Annotated in this window: 12 protein-coding genes and 1 pseudogene; 10 read left to right on the top strand and 3 right to left on the bottom strand. The window is 43.7% G+C overall.

Annotated elements, in window-relative coordinates; all coding sequences use genetic code 11:
• Positions 1-234: 234 nt before the first annotated feature.
• The 4 genes from NST83_RS04120 (at position 235) to corA (ending at position 4,459) form a co-directional block, all read left to right on the top strand.
• A complete protein-coding gene (locus NST83_RS04120) occupies positions 235-1,653 on the top strand; it encodes an amino acid ABC transporter substrate-binding protein/permease (RefSeq protein WP_342417870.1) in 1,419 nt (472 codons plus the stop codon).
• Positions 1,646-2,374: an amino acid ABC transporter ATP-binding protein gene (locus NST83_RS04125; RefSeq protein WP_342416669.1), complete on the top strand. Its 729-nt coding sequence runs from the start codon at positions 1,646-1,648 to the stop codon at positions 2,372-2,374. The genes NST83_RS04120 and NST83_RS04125 overlap by 8 nt, the downstream gene beginning before the upstream one ends.
• A gap of 427 nt (positions 2,375-2,801) precedes the next feature.
• Positions 2,802-3,236, top strand: coding sequence for a GNAT family N-acetyltransferase (locus NST83_RS04130; RefSeq protein ID WP_342416670.1), 435 nt, complete (start codon positions 2,802-2,804; stop codon positions 3,234-3,236).
• Positions 3,237-3,499: 263 nt separating this feature from the next.
• Positions 3,500-4,459: a magnesium/cobalt transporter CorA gene (corA, locus tag NST83_RS04135; protein WP_342416671.1), complete on the top strand. Its 960-nt coding sequence runs from the start codon at positions 3,500-3,502 to the stop codon at positions 4,457-4,459.
• Positions 4,460-4,465: 6 nt separating this feature from the next.
• Here the strand turns inward: corA and NST83_RS04140 are convergent, their stop codons facing one another.
• A complete protein-coding gene (locus tag NST83_RS04140) occupies positions 4,466-4,984 on the bottom strand; it encodes a tyrosine protein kinase (protein ID WP_342416672.1) in 519 nt (172 codons plus the stop codon).
• Between the two features lie 228 nt (positions 4,985-5,212).
• Between NST83_RS04140 and NST83_RS04145 the strand changes: the two genes are divergently transcribed.
• The 6 genes from NST83_RS04145 (at position 5,213) to NST83_RS04170 (ending at position 11,384) form a co-directional block, all read left to right on the top strand.
• Positions 5,213-5,503 (top strand): YerC/YecD family TrpR-related protein, encoded by a 291-nt coding sequence (locus NST83_RS04145; protein ID WP_014279885.1) that lies wholly within the window; start codon positions 5,213-5,215, stop codon positions 5,501-5,503.
• Entirely contained in the window at positions 5,503-6,276 is a 774-nt protein-coding gene (locus NST83_RS04150; protein WP_342416673.1) for a CbiX/SirB N-terminal domain-containing protein, read from the top strand. The genes NST83_RS04145 and NST83_RS04150 overlap by 1 nt, the downstream gene beginning before the upstream one ends.
• Positions 6,277-6,461: 185 nt before the next feature.
• Entirely contained in the window at positions 6,462-7,343 is an 882-nt protein-coding gene (locus NST83_RS04155; RefSeq protein WP_342416674.1) for a diacylglycerol kinase, read from the top strand.
• A gap of 224 nt (positions 7,344-7,567) precedes the next feature.
• Entirely contained in the window at positions 7,568-9,256 is a 1,689-nt protein-coding gene (rlmD, locus tag NST83_RS04160) for a 23S rRNA (uracil(1939)-C(5))-methyltransferase RlmD (RefSeq protein WP_342416675.1), read from the top strand.
• 366 nt (positions 9,257-9,622) lie between these two features.
• On the top strand, positions 9,623-10,414 hold the full coding sequence (locus tag NST83_RS04165) for a hypothetical protein (protein ID WP_342416676.1): 792 nt from the start codon (positions 9,623-9,625) through the stop codon (positions 10,412-10,414).
• Positions 10,407-11,384: a hypothetical protein gene (locus tag NST83_RS04170; RefSeq protein WP_342416677.1), complete on the top strand. Its 978-nt coding sequence runs from the start codon at positions 10,407-10,409 to the stop codon at positions 11,382-11,384. Before NST83_RS04165 ends, NST83_RS04170 begins: the two co-directional genes overlap by 8 nt.
• 151 nt (positions 11,385-11,535) lie before the next feature.
• Here NST83_RS04170 and NST83_RS04175 read toward each other — a convergent pair.
• Both NST83_RS04175 and NST83_RS04180 read right to left on the bottom strand, forming a co-directional pair.
• Positions 11,536-11,733 (bottom strand): annotated as a pseudogene (locus NST83_RS04175) (DUF4269 domain-containing protein); the annotation flags it as partial.
• Between the two features lie 273 nt (positions 11,734-12,006).
• Positions 12,007-15,168, bottom strand: coding sequence for an HsdR family type I site-specific deoxyribonuclease (locus NST83_RS04180; RefSeq protein ID WP_342416678.1), 3,162 nt, complete (start codon positions 15,166-15,168; stop codon positions 12,007-12,009).
• Positions 15,169-15,188 lie beyond the last annotated feature (20 nt).

Raw genomic sequence — 15,188 nt, forward strand, 5'->3', positions numbered from 1 at the left:
GGTACACAATAAGCTTCTTCCGCTTTTTGCGGCAGGGGCTTATTGGCATTACAGGAGCAAAAGACAGGTCCTTTAAACCTTACCCGATCAGACAGGTCCATGAAACATCTTTCAAAAAATATCTGACATCAAAGTAGTCAATTTTTAATAACTCCTGTAGAATAAACAGAAAACTTTGAACCGTTCAACTGATTGGAGGTACTTATGCAAAAATCTGGAAAATTAACAGCGCTCATGATTTGTCTGTTTTTTGTGGTTGCCCTGGCTGGTAATTTTGGCGTAGTGGCACATGCAGAAAACAAAACAAAATATGATATCGGCACGGATACAACGTTCGCGCCTTTTGAGTTTGAAGATGTAGATGGTAAATTTGTTGGAATCGACATGGATCTGCTCGCGGCTATTGCCAGGGATCAGAATTTTGACTATACCATCAAGCCTCTTGGCTTTAATGCGGCAGTGCAGGCCCTTGAAACGAATCAAGTGGATGGCGTCATTGCTGGTATGAGCATCACAGATGAACGTAAGCAAAAATTTGATTTTTCTGAACCGTATTTTGATTCAGGTGTCGTCATGGCGGTCCGTAAGGATAATGATACAATTAAGCGCTATGAGGACCTGAAAGGGCAGCGTGTCGCTGTCAAAACGGGAACAGAAGGGTACACGTTCGCGGAGTCCATTAAGTCCAAATATGGCTTTACTACGGTTCCGTTCGATGATTCCTCTCAAATGTACGATGAAGTTAAAACTGGGAACTCGGTTGCATGTTTTGATGACTATCCCGTACTGGCGTACGGAGTGACACAGAATAATGGACTCAAGCTTGTGACCGATAAGGAAAAAGGCGGTTCTTACGGTTTCGCTGTCAATAAAGGCAGAAACCAAGAGCTCATAGAGAAATTTAATGCAGGGCTTGTGAATCTCCGTAACAGCGGGGAGTATGACAAAATCATGTCCAAGTATCTGGGTGAATCCGGCAAAGGTGCTTCGCCTGTAGAGCGTGGTCGCTGGGAACTGATTTCTGCCTCCCTGCCTTCGCTGATCAAAGGAATGGGAAATACATTGCTGTATACGCTGGTATCCCTGCTCTTAGCTTTTGTCCTGGGTCTGGTGTTCGGCTTTATGAAGGTGAGTCACAATAAACTGTTCCGTGGAATTGCAACGGTTTTCGTTGATGTGTTCCGTGGTATTCCGCTGATTGTACTTGCTTTCTTTATTTACTTTGGTATTCCGCAGGCACTGGATTTTAAAATGCCGCTTTTTGTTGCGGCCGTACTGACGTTGTCTCTGAACGCGGGAGCTTATGTGACGGAGATCATCAGAGGTGGTATTCAGTCCATTGATCCGGGACAAATGGAAGCGGCTCGTTCGCTTGGTTTGCCATACCGGACGGCTATGCTCAAAATCATTTTGCCGCAGGCCGTGAAAATCATGATCCCGTCGTTTATTAATCAGTTGGTTATTACGTTGAAGGATACTTCGATTTTGTCCGTTATAGGCTTAGTCGAATTGACCCAATCAGGTAAGATCATTATTGCACGGACGTTCCAATCTTTTGACATTTGGCTGGTGGTTGCGGTGATGTATCTTATCGTCATTACTGTCCTGACCAAAATTTCCAACCGTCTTGAAGGGAGAGTTCGCCGTGGGTAAAATTATCGTCAAGAACCTGAAAAAAAGCTATGGAAATAATGAAGTACTGAAAGGCATTGATATGCAAGTGCAGGAAGGTGAGGTTGTCTGCGTCATTGGCCCCTCGGGTTCAGGGAAAAGTACGTTTTTACGTTGTATGAACATGCTGGAGGAAATTACGGCAGGAGAGGTCATCGTGGATGACTACAATTTGAGTGACAAGAGCGTGGACATTAACAAGGTCCGTGAAAATATAGGCATGGTATTTCAGCATTTTAACCTATTTCCGCATATGACGGTGCTCAAGAACATTATGTTCGCGCCGACAGAGCTGGGTAAACAGTCCAAGGCAGATGCCCGGGAGACGGCCATGAAGCTGCTGGAGCGTGTGGGTTTGTCTGATAAGGCAGATGCCTTGCCAGGCCAGTTGTCCGGCGGTCAGAAGCAGCGCGTGGCGATTGCACGCGCGTTGGCCATGAACCCGGATATTATGCTGTTCGACGAGCCAACCTCGGCGCTTGATCCTGAAATGGTCGGAGAAGTGCTTGGCGTTATGAATGATCTGGCCCGTGAAGGCATGACGATGATGATCGTGACGCATGAGATGGGTTTTGCACGCGAAGTAAGCGACCGTGTCGTGTTCATGGACGGCGGTTACATCGTGGAGGAAGGTACGCCACAAGAGGTATTCGGTAATCCGCAAAATGAGCGGACGATCAGTTTTTTAGAGAAAGTATTGTAAGTGGGGCAGGGTTTGCGTTGAATGTGATATGTGCTCGTTGTAAGACGCTCCGCGTTCCATTTGATCTTACGATCGCTGTTGCCCCCGGATTTCCTGAATAAGCTCATGGCTGGAGAAATCCGGGGGCAGCTTATGCTTACGATGCGAGCTTTCCTACGGAAAGCTTTCAGGCGAACGCTGACGCTTCTTCAGATTCAAATGTACCGCTGTGCTTGCTGCGCTGGGGGAATAACGAGGTAAGTATTATATTCTGGTAGTAGATCCATTTTGATTTTTTTACAAAATGAACTAAAGAATACAACGAGTTGAACGAGAACGAAGTGGGCGCAACAGCGATGGGAAGCACCATCCGACCGCGGAGTGGCACTTCGTGGACGTAGGTGGTTGTTCTTTTATGATATTTATTTTCATAAGTGGAGGGCTTACTTTGAAGATAAGGACTGCTCATCACGAGGATATTCCGGCTTTGGCATATTTAATGGAGGAATTGGGTTATCCTACATCTATAGAGGAAATGAAACAGAGATATGAGCGTATCGCTTCTAATCCTAACTATCATACCCTGGTTGCTGAAATGGAAGGGGAAGTGGTTGGGATGGTGGGGCTACACTATGATATTTTTTATGAAAGAAATGAAGATTATGCGCGTATCGTTGTTTTTGTGATGGATTCCAAACATCGTAATAAAGGCATCGGCAAGGCGCTAAATCAGGAAGCGGAAGCTTGGGCAAAAGAAAATGGCTTGGTTGCGATTGCTTTGAACAGCGGTAATCGGAGTGAGCGTCAGGATGCACACCAGTTTTACCGCCGATTAGGATATGAAGCGACCAGCACAGGCTTTGTGAAATTAATTGAAGCATAGTTATCATTATAAGTTGAGGATTTTGCAAAATCCTGAAGTTAGCTTTTTATCAGATAGAGAGATGGAACATATCGTTTGAGTTGGATTTATATTTGATAAGGATATCTTGGGGGATTGTGATGGCCCGGAGATATCCTTTTCTTTATTTTGCTGTATGAAGCATGAATATGAGACTTGAGATTTGTATTTGTATAACGCTGAATAGCTTATATACAATATAAGTAGAATCAATGATAGTAGTGTTAGGCGAGAGGGGGCGTACGGTGATACGTACATTGGTCATAGGCCATGATCATCAGGTGACGGTGGGGCTGCCACTGGAGCAGATCGTCATGGAGGATTATATATGGATGTGGGTGGATTTTAGCGAGCCTACCGATCATGAATCAGAGCTGCTGACGAGTTATTTTCATTTTCATCCGTTGGCTGTGGAAGATTGTCTGCATGTCCTGCAACGGCCGAAACTGGACTATTATGAGGATGTGCAGTTTCTGGTAGTACATGCGCTGGATGTAGATACATTGGATGCGGAAGAAGTGGATATGTTCATTAGTAGCCGTTTTTTGGTGACATACCATCATCATGAACTGGAGGAGCTGGATCAGGCTTGGGAACGGATTGTCCAGCATGCCAATGAACGCAAAATTTGGTCGCGTGGACCGTTGGCTGCGGTTTATACAGTGGTGGACAAGCTGGTGGATAACTATTTCCCGAGTTTGTTCATGATTGAGGATGAGCTTGCAGAGCTGGAGAGCCTGGGCGGGCGTGAATCAGTGGAGGACTTGATGAAGCAGGTGTTTGCTCTGCGAGGCAGGCTGCTCAAGCTGCGCCGTACAATTGTGCCGATGCGGGATTTGATGTACAGGGTCCTTAATTCACAGCATGTGCAGGGTAAAGGGGAGCATATGGTCTATTTTACGGATATTTATGACCACCTGCTGAAGCTGACCGACATGCTGGAGGCCGACCGCGAGATGACAGCCGACCTGAGAGACAGTTATATTTCGCTAAATTCCAACCGTATGAATTCGATCATGAAGACGCTGACTGTCATTACGACTGTTTTTATGCCCCTGACGCTGATTGCGGGGATCTATGGTATGAATTTTTCGTATATGCCCGAGCTGGGCTGGAAATATGGTTATTTTGGAGTGCTGTTCTTTATGTTCATATTAAGTGCAGCGATGGTAATCTGGTTTATGCGTCGAGGCTGGTTCAAATAAAATAGCTTACTTCCTTTTGCGGTTGCTCTGACGTCTGCGTGGAGTCGTGGAGCTTTTGCGCTGTGTCTTTTTCCGGCGTGGGCGCGGTGGTGTATATTCATCCAATTCCTGCGCGATTCCCGTTGCAGAATTTTTGCTCGCAGATTTACCCAATCCTGGGAGAGATCCCATAATCAGCTTCGCCATCGGAGCAAACTGCTGCACGCTGGACATGACCTTTTGTACCTTGCCCAAAGTAGCGACAATCCCGTCAATGCCGCCCATACGGTCAATGAAGCCTTTAATTTCGTTGAGATTGCTAAGGCTGCCAAGACTGCCAAGCAGGCCTCCTTTGGCTGAGGCCGGATCAGCCGTGACCACGGCGGCAGATTCTGTAATGCTTGCTGGCGCCTCATAAGGCACGATTCCCGAGGAATCGACTTCCGGAACATTGCTGTACGTGTCGAGTCCCGGGTATGAAGATGAATTATACGGATCGGAAAGGGAACGCTGTGGCGGCCTCCGATGATAGTAGTTTCCAGGCATGAGATCACATTCCTTTGTAGGTTGATACTCTACTGTATGTTACAAACGCACAGTGGGTTTAGGCGCGTGTCCCGAAATCAGGTATAAAAGCGGATTTGGGCTCTAGCACAGTACGATTCTGCTGAAAAATAATGCTGTTCTGTGATGCGTGAAATCGTTAACGCTTGAAAAACCGACTATTCCTCGGGTACAATGAGGATAGATCGTAACCTTGGGAGATGATAATCCATGCAGCTCAAAAAGCTTAATGATAAAAGTATTGATCAATTGTTCGAAGCCATCCTGACTCTAAAAAATTTGGAAGAGTGCTATGTATTCTTCGATGATTTGTGCACGATTAATGAAATTCAGTCCCTCTCTCAACGTCTGGAAGTTGCCCGTATGCTGGGTAAAGGTAGTACGTATAACCAGATTGAAGCAGAGACGGGTGCCAGTACAGCTACGATTTCACGTGTTAAACGCTGCCTCAACTACGGTAATGACGGGTATAAATTGACACTTGAGCGTCTGGGACGCTAATGCGAAGCCCTGGGGTACTGGTCATTAGCCATGGCTCAAGGGAGTCGTATTGGGTGGAACAGGTGGATCAGGCGGCCGCAAAGCTCCATTTGCCGAAGGACATGCCGTTAGAGATTTCATTTTTGGAAACGGTTAAAGGAAGATTGATCCAGGATGGTATTGACCGTTTGGAATCCCTGGGTGTGACAGATTTGCTGGTTGTGCCCTTGTTTATGTCGTCCGGCAGCACGCATGTAGATGAGATCAGTTATGCGCTGGGAGTCAAGGATACGCCAGACAAAGAAACGGATTTGAAGCCTTTTCGGATCAAGGCGTGTGTGCATTTTGGCAGTCCGCTGGATGACGGAGAAGATGTGGCTCACATGGTGTGGGACAAGGTTAGCCCATTGTCGGTCAACCCTGCGAGAGAGACTATTTTGCTCGTGGGACATGGCAGTGTGCATGATGGCTTTTTTCAGCGCTGGGAGCGAGGGATTTCTTCGTTAGCCCGTACGGTGCAAAGGGTGAGTAGGATCGCTACGGACTACGCCTTGCTGAATCCTGAGAGTGTATATGATAAGGTAGCGTACTGGAAGCGGGAGCGGGGTCATGATGTTATTGTGGCGCCGCTTTTTTTAAGCTCGGGATATTTTACAAGTCATATCATTCCTGGACGATTACAGGGGCTTGAATACCGTTATTCGGGAGATCCTCTGCTGCCGCATCCCCTGCTCACAAGCTGGATGAACGGGCAAATTCATGAACTGCTGCAAAGAATGCACAAGCAAGATTGAGCAACAGGGCGCTTGGTTCAGCTACAGCTTTATCATAGCTTGAAATTCCCGTATTTAGGTAAGCGCAGGCTTCTTTGATTGTAAAAGAGGCCTTTTTCCAGTATGATGATATTTTGTACAGGGTGAATGTAATGAATGAGAATATAAACATAAATATCATTAAATATACGGGTGGCGTATCGGGAATGAAAAGTGCTAGATTAATCTACAATCCGACCTCCGGACGTGAGGAAATGAAGCGTCGCCTTGCTGATATTTTGCAGCGTCTGGATGAAGGCGGTATTGAAGCCTCTTGCCATGCAACTACGGGCGAAGGGGATGCAACTCGTGCGACAGCTCAAGCCATTGAGCGCGGGTATGATATGATCATCGCCGCAGGTGGGGATGGTACATTGTACGAAGTGATTAACGGGATGGCCGAAAAGGAAAACCGTCCGCCCTTGGGCGTGTTCCCGCTAGGGACGACAAATGATTTTGCCAGAGCTTTGGGCATACCGAGGCAGTGGGAGGATTATTGTGATCTGGTTATTCGCCAAAATCCGAAGCCACTGGATATCGGTAAGGCTAATGATCGGTATTTTATTAACATCGCCGGCGGCGGTACTTTGACTGAACTTACGTATGAAGTGCCGAGCAAGCTGAAAACGATGATTGGACAGCTGGCTTATTATTTTAAGGGTGTGGAGAAAATGGTCAGCCTTGCCCCGCAAGAATTGATTATCAAGGCATCGGGTCAGGAAGTGATACACGACGAGTTCATGCTTTTCCTGATTGCTAATACGAACTCGGTGGGCGGATTTGAAAAGCTGGCGCCCGGCGCGACCATTGATGATGGGCTACTTGATGTGATCGCTGTGCGCAAATGTAATCTTGCGGAAATGATTCGGCTCGTGACACTCGCGCTGCGTGGTGAGCACTTGCAGGACAAGAAAATCGTTTATTTTAAAACAGATTACATGGAAGTAACCTCGCCCGGCTATGTCCAGCTTAATCTGGATGGCGAACTGGGTGGAACCTTGCCAGCAACCTTCCGCAATTTACCGCAGCATTTGAATGTTTTTCGGTAAGGAATGACGATGCAGTACAGTATATGGAATGTAGAGCTGGAAGTTATTTTTCGCTGTGACGATATCGGTTCTTGCCGTTCTCCGTGGGGAGTAACGGCATTTTCGAGTTCACGGTACTGGCATTAATGAGTTGAGCGATGACCGCGTGATTAGATATGAGGCTGTATGCCGATCATGAGCATAAACAGGTTTGAAAAGATTATCAGAAAGAAGTGACATCTATAATGACGAGTAACCGTAGCGGACGTGGAAAAAGCCGCCGGAATGAAGCAGCACCCAATCAAGGGAAGCCGCAGAAAAAGACCATGCCGATAAACAGTGAAAGAGGACAGGGACAGGGGCAGCTTCGAGCTGGGACCGGAAATGGAAACAGAAGTGTGAGTGGAAGTGCGCAGGAACGGAAACGGAAGGGATCGGAAAAAGGACGTGGGTCGTTTCGTTCTTCCGGTGGTGAACAAAGTCAGGATGCATCCAATCGTAACCGGGTCAGTGTAGAGCGTACCGATCTGCCAGTGCAAAAAAACGATGAAGCCGTGATGGACATCATCGGCATGAACCATGACGGCGAAGGCGTGGGGCGTGTTGAGGGCTTTACACTGTTCGTTCCAGGCGCGTTGCCGGGTGAAAAGGTACGAGTAAAGGTGCTGAAAACGAAGAAGCAGTACGGCTATGCCAAGCTGCTGGATATCGTGCAGGCAAGCCCTGACCGGATTGCAGCTCCCTGCGCCATCTACGATCAGTGCGGCGGCTGTCAGATTCAGCATATGAGCTACGAAGCGCAGCTAGGCTGGAAACGCCAGCATGTCGTGGACGTGCTGGAGCGTATCGGGAAGCTGAATGTGGAGGGAAATGAAGGTTCCATCGTAGGTGAGCAAGCTGCTGTAAAGGTACTTCCTACGCTGGGCATGAGCGAGCCGTGGAGGTACCGCAACAAAGCCCAAGTGCCGATCGGTGTCACCGAAGGCGGGCTTGTCGGCGGCTTCTACGCACGTGGCAGTCATCGTATTGTGGATATGGACACCTGTCTCATTCAGGACGAGCGTAACGACGAAGTCGTTGCACGTGTCAAAGAGATTGGGCGGACGCTGGGCATCAGCGCATATAATGAAGAAACCGGACGCGGGCTGCTGCGTCATGTCGTCGTTAAGACTGCTTTTCGCACAGGTGAAATGATGCTGGTACTCGTCACGAATGGACGAGATATCCCGCACGCGGATGCCTGGATTGGCAGTATCCGTGAATACATTCCGCACGTGGCAAGCATTTGCCAGAACGTGAATACCAAGCGAACGAACGTTATTTTTGGCGACGAAACCCGTGTGCTATGGGGCCGTGACGTGATCTACGATTATATCGGAAACGTCCAGTTCGCTATTTCCGCGAGATCCTTTTATCAGGTGAACCCTGTTCAAACCGAGGTGCTATATAGCAAAACCGTCGAATATGCCGGACTCACGGGTAAAGAAACGGTAATTGACGCGTATTGCGGCATCGGCACCATTTCCTTGTTCCTCGCTCAACATGCGGATCAGGTGTATGGGGTGGAGATCGTCAAAGAAGCCATTGAGGATGCACGGAGTAATGCGCTGCTGAACAATATGCGCAATGTGAAGTTTGAGGTAGGCGCGTCCGAAGAAGTCATCCCCGCCTGGAAAGAGCAAGGCATCACCGCCGACGTCATCGTCGTCGATCCACCCCGCAAGGGCTGCGATCCTCGCCTGCTCGAAACCATTCTGGAGATGAAGCCAGAGCGCGTGGTTTATGTATCCTGCAATCCGAGTACGCTGGCACGGGATTTAAGGATACTGGAGGATGGCGGGTATAGAACGGTGGAGGTTCAGCCCGTGGATATGTTTCCGCATACGGTGCATGTGGAGTGCGTGGTAGTAATATATCGAGATGAGAAGCATTGATGTACGAGGGATTAAGAGCAACTTGAATATGTTCCTGCATTCAAAAAACGCTTTAGGGTTGAGTGCGGGAACATATTTTATTTACATACATAAGGCACGCGAGAAGTGTTGCTCACTGTTGGTCAGGAAAGACTAATAGTTGAGGTGTATTGGCAGGTATAGTTTTGGAGCGGGTGAACCCGCTTCTTTTTTTTGAAAACTTATTGTGGAAGGGCGACATTTTGGTAGGCTTTTACCCTATAATTTCAGTTCCGCAGGCGCAACATAACTCATCTACTAGAAATAGATACATAAACGTCAGCTATATCGCTAATTGATGCTCTATGGTACAATATTCCTAAATTTGATTGAAGCGGGGGGATAAATGTGGCTATTACCAATTCTGAAACAATTGAGGAAACCTTACCTTATGGGACAAGCTGGGAGAATATCTTAAAGCTATTGGAGGCTATCAAAAAGAAACAGGGCGACGAAAAGAGTATCAGAGCAGTTTACTCAGGGGCTAAAATTGATGGCGCACGTAAAACAATGGAAATACTCGGTTTAATAGATGGATTTAATTTTAAAGCACTCGGTAAAGAATTGGCGTATGAAACAAATGAAGAAAAAAAACGAGAAATTTTTCGGAAAGTAATTTTGAATTATCCCCCATACGAATTGTTTTTAGCTAAATTGACAGAAAGTGAGTTCCAACAAGAGACTGATATTGAGAATGTTAAGAACTTTTGGGGTAGGAATGATTTTGGGGCTTCACCTAATAATAGAGATGAAGCGGCGAGTGTTTTTGGTAGTTTTATTGAATTAGCTGGATTGGGTGAGTTTATTATAGGAAGAAGAGGAAAAGCCACAAGAATTAAATGGAACGCTGAAGCAAAGAAGCTTATTGATGAAGCACATACGACTACAAATTTAGAAGCTATCGAGGAGACAACACTGAAGCAAGAGGTACCAGTTGACCAATCCAGCTCACATGATAATGGAAGTAAGGATAATGTAACTGATTTTTTCCCTACACAAAAGTCAGAACCTTCTCCTCCTAACATACACAGTGTTGAAGTTACACCAAATATAACAATAACAGTTGATATGTCTGAATGGGATACAGATAAAATTAAAGCTTTCTTTAAAGCAGCCTATGGAGAATTTGATAATGACTGAGAAACAAATTGATTTACCCTCACATAACGTATCGATAAGTTTGGTAATGGATGTAGTGACTAGATGTTACCATGGTGTGACTGATTTAAAGTCACTCATTACATATACGGCAAAAAGCGGGCTTTATGTAAAAAGTGCAGTTTGTGCAGGACTTTTGTTAGGTATGATAAAGGAATTAGGCGAAAATAAATATGTGATAGCCGATGATTGTCCTATTACATCGACTCCGAGTAATGAATTAAAAATTTCAATATTTCGAAATAGTTTAGAAAAGTGGGAAGCTTTTATTATATATCTTCGATATGTTACTAATGGCGATAAAAGTGATACAGCTGCTAGAAAGCTGAGTTCCTTGTACACATTTAATAAAACTCCAGTGCAAATTAGTCAACTATTACAAACTTGGGCAAAAGGGGTCGGTTTTCTCGATTCTAAAGGTAACATAATTAACATTGACCCTAATTTTAATGACATGACAATGGTTAATAAGCTATCTAAAGAAGTTTTTGAAGAAGTAAACATAAGCCTCTATCTACTTGATTGTCTGGGGGAAGATGTGTTTAAATGGTTAATTCATGATGAAATAGAAGAGTTAAAGAAAAGCATCTTGATTTTTAGAGACAATCCTAGAGAAGCAATCCAATGTGCAGGAAGGGCTTTTGAAGATGTTTTAAGAAGGATAGCTATCGAATTGAATGCAGATCCTAGTAAACAAAATGGTATCACACAAGTAGCCAACTTTCTCTATTCAAATACTGATAATTCCGGTATTCCTTTAATCCATGCCAAACTAAAAAATATATCACTTGCAGTTGGTGATATACGAAATATGGCTGGACATAGTAAAGAAGCAAAATCAATGGAAAGGTGGGAGCTTAGCCCTACCGCTGCATTAGGGTGTGTACTAACAAGCATAGCTACAATTAAGGCGATATATTATTTTTCAAAGAATAGCAAATATAATTATTAACACTAAGTAGAAAAATTTCTCGTCGGTAGTATCTCTTGTCTGTCCAAAATGAGCACTTTAATCATGATGTTTGGCAAATATATTTTCGGAGCGGGTAACCCCCTCTCTTTTTTTGAGCCTGTTATCATTTTTTATATGTTCGGTATATCTATTATCCCAGCTTTCTTCCTAAAACAAGAAGCTCATCATAGGGATCGCCTTCTAATCCAAAAACTTGAGCAAAGGCAGGTCATGTTTTAACCCCTTCTTCTTTTAAACGAATAATCTCAGTTCTTATGTGAGGGTAACTTGTTAATAGGTCATGCTCAACAATCATGTGGAGGTAGGCATCTTGTTGTTCAACAGCCCTAGTATCTTGACCGCATCAAATTTGGGGAGATAGATGTTCTAATTTTCCTCTTGCCTGCTGGGTGATATGCTCAATTAAATATATTGGGATGGCGCTAGCCTATATAAATAAAGTAGACGCATGAATAGATTTCATGCGCCTACTACGTTTGGAAAAGTTCTTCAAACTTGAAGACAACTTCCTATCGTATTGATTGGCTTCACCTGGTCTTAGCTATAAAAAAAACCTATATTTCTGACTCTTTGTAAAGAAAAACATTCATTTCAAAACATTTCATCTCAACTCGTCATTTAATGGTACAATGACTTCATCTAATGTCTTTCGCCACTGACGCTTCATTTCTGGTCCATATTTCAACGGTTTTGCATCTGGATGTACGGCTTTATACTTATCAAATTGCTTGCTGTCAATAATTCCCCCTATATTCGGAATAGGCTCTGATCCTATCACATATTGAATAGCAGATGAATGTAGCTCCCCTTCTTCTACAAACCAAGTTTTCGCAAATTCTTTAATCGCCTTGCTACGTGCTTTAGTGAAGAAGCGTCGTTTCACTACAAGAATATCTTCCTCTGAATCTGTTTCTGTGGTATCAATAGCGTTTAACATCGCACGGTATACTTCTTTAACAATTTCTGATTTTTTCAATTTTTGAAGTGCTTTTTCGATCTCATCACGAATATTCCGATTATTGGCTGAGTACGTTTCCAATAATAGGTCAATATAGGTTGAGTCAATATCATAGATCTTAATTGCATTTTCTCCATAGAATTCAATGTCTGAGAAGTCTGGTCCTTCTGGTCTATCATCGTCCCCTTCATCGACTAGCGATCCTTTAACCGTGTTGTACACGCCAATATATTGTTCTAAGGTCTTTACCTGTTCTTGGAGTGCTTTTGATTTCTCCATTTCATCGTTGTAATCATCATACGTAACTAAAGCTTCGTAGGCATTATTTAACTCTTGAAAAGCTTTCACAAATTCAATCCGGGTTTCAAGTGGAGAGTGTTCGCTAATATCGGTTGGATTTGGCACCAACGTTTGCAATGTTTTGTGAGCCTTTTTGAAGCGTTTCTTCGATTCATCATAAGTTGGATAAACAAGATTAGATTCCTCTTGTGCTTGAGAGTATAACTTCGTCGCATCCTTTACATTTTGTTCCATTGTCGAAGGTTTTCGGAATGTTACAATTAATCCTTTTGCCTTTCCGGGATAGGTACGATTGGTCCGAGAAAAGGCTTGAATCAAATTGGCATAACTTAAATTACGATCCACAAATAACGTTTGAATCGTGGGTGCATCGAATCCAGTCAATAAACGATCTACAACAATGACAAGGTCAATTTGTTTCCCGAATTTTTTAAACTCTGCTTTCTTACGAGCTAAACGATTGTTAATATCACCATTATATCGTTCAATATCTTCTATCGACCAAGCTGTATTATAATAACCGTTATAATCCTTAATAATCTCTTTCATTTCATCTTGAATTTGTTTGGAATTATCTTCGTTTTCTTGTATCGAATAGGTGACGGCAATTCGAGGAAAGTCCGGATCTTCAATCGTACGCCCCGTTCGAATCGGATGTCCAGCAAATTCTTTCGCCAACCATTCTGGATCTTTGGTCATTTCCTTGATTGCCTGATAGTAGCGTTTCGCCATATCAATGGAACTTGTTGTTAAGATAGCAGACTTTTGCGGATGACCGTTTTGGAAATCAAATTTGATATAGGCGTTATCTGGTCGAAAGATCTTATGAATGACTTTTTGAATATGATTATCACTTTCGAAAGATGATGGTTCAAGATATGCTTCCTTTTCCATTCCATCCATTTGATCAATGATGTTATTAATTTCATCCGCAGTAAAATTGGCGTATTTTTCACTTGAACGAAGTTGATTAAAAATATAATTATTTAATGATGCGGGTTCAATCGTATCTTCATGCTCTACTTGGAACCCTAAAACAGCCCCATCATCCAATGCATTCTTAATGGTATAAGTATGCAAAAACACTCCATATTGATCACGAGTGGTGCGAGCTAATTGGCCTTTAGCTTGTTTTTTATTTTCATTAAATATCGGCGTACCTGTAAAACCAAACCAAGTAGAATTTGGGAAGAATCCTTTAATCACTTCCATCCCTTCAGCACTTAACGCTCGATGGCATTCATCTACGACAAAGACAATATGTTGCCCCAGTAGTTTCTTATAACGTTGGGTGCCTCTTTGTTCCTCTTGCTTTTGGGCATAGCGCAAGGCAGCTTCTAGTTTTTGACGAGTGGTAATAATCACGGTATTGGAATTGGTATCAGATAGAAGAGTATTACTTAGCTCTTTCGCACTTCCGGTTCCGACAATCAAGCTATTAGACTTGGCATTGCCAGAAGAAATACCCGTATTAAACTCAGAAGCAAATTTAGTAAATTCTGTCGTCGTTTGATTATCCAAGTCTTTTCGGTCAATGAGCATAATTGTACGATCTACACCTGGTTTGCGAGCTAATAACTTCGTAGAAACAAAACTCGTCAACGTTTTTCCTGAACCAGTTGCATGCCACACATATCCGGATTCATGCTTCATGGCAGACGTAAACAAGGCTTCAATCGCATGAATTTGATAAGGGTGTAATACCATTAAGGTTTTGTTGTCTTGGTCCTCGCTAACGATCGTATAATTGGCAATCAATCGATGTGCATCTGGAATATTTAAGACCTGTTTCACAAATTCATAGAGATTCTCTACTTTTCGATTGTCCGTTGTCCGCCAACTAAAGATAAATTTCTTATGCATGTCTTTTGGCATCGCATTGGCAAAATAGCGAGTCGTTTGTTCGTTGGAAATGACAAATATCTGAAGAGTAGAAAAGATATTATTTCTAAACATCCCTTCTTCTGCGTATTTCTTAATTTGATTATAGGCTTGGAATACGCCGTCCTTGGCACTGACTTGCTTCAATTCAATTTGAACAATGGGCAACCCGTTGATTAAGAGTGTCACGTCAAATCGGCGATCACGATCATCAACGTTGGCCTTTTGTTTCGCAATCTGATGAACGACTTCGTATGTAGAGATTCCGCCACCAATGTCTTGATTGGAATATAGCACTAAAGACATCGAACCTAAAGATACATCTTCACGTTCAATCGTAATACGAGCAATTCCATTCTCCCCTTTGAGCCATCTAGCAGCATCAAAGGGTGTCTGTGTTTTCAATAATAACTCTGTTTTAATCGTGTCAAATTCTTTATCAGAAATGGGATGATCCCCAATTTCTGATAAGTTATTCTGCGTAACTTTTTGACGCAAATTCTTCCATAGGTCTTCTTCTGATTTTAAATCTGGACGATAACTCCATTGATTACGCCCTTCACCTAACACCTCAATCAGGCGACGTTCCACTTCAGCTTCGTCATTATGCGGTATCTTTGTCATGTTTCTACCTCTCTTCTATT

It is taken from the genome of Paenibacillus sp. FSL R10-2782 (assembly GCF_038592985.1).
In the GTDB taxonomy this organism is placed as follows: domain Bacteria; phylum Bacillota; class Bacilli; order Paenibacillales; family Paenibacillaceae; genus Paenibacillus; species Paenibacillus terrae_C.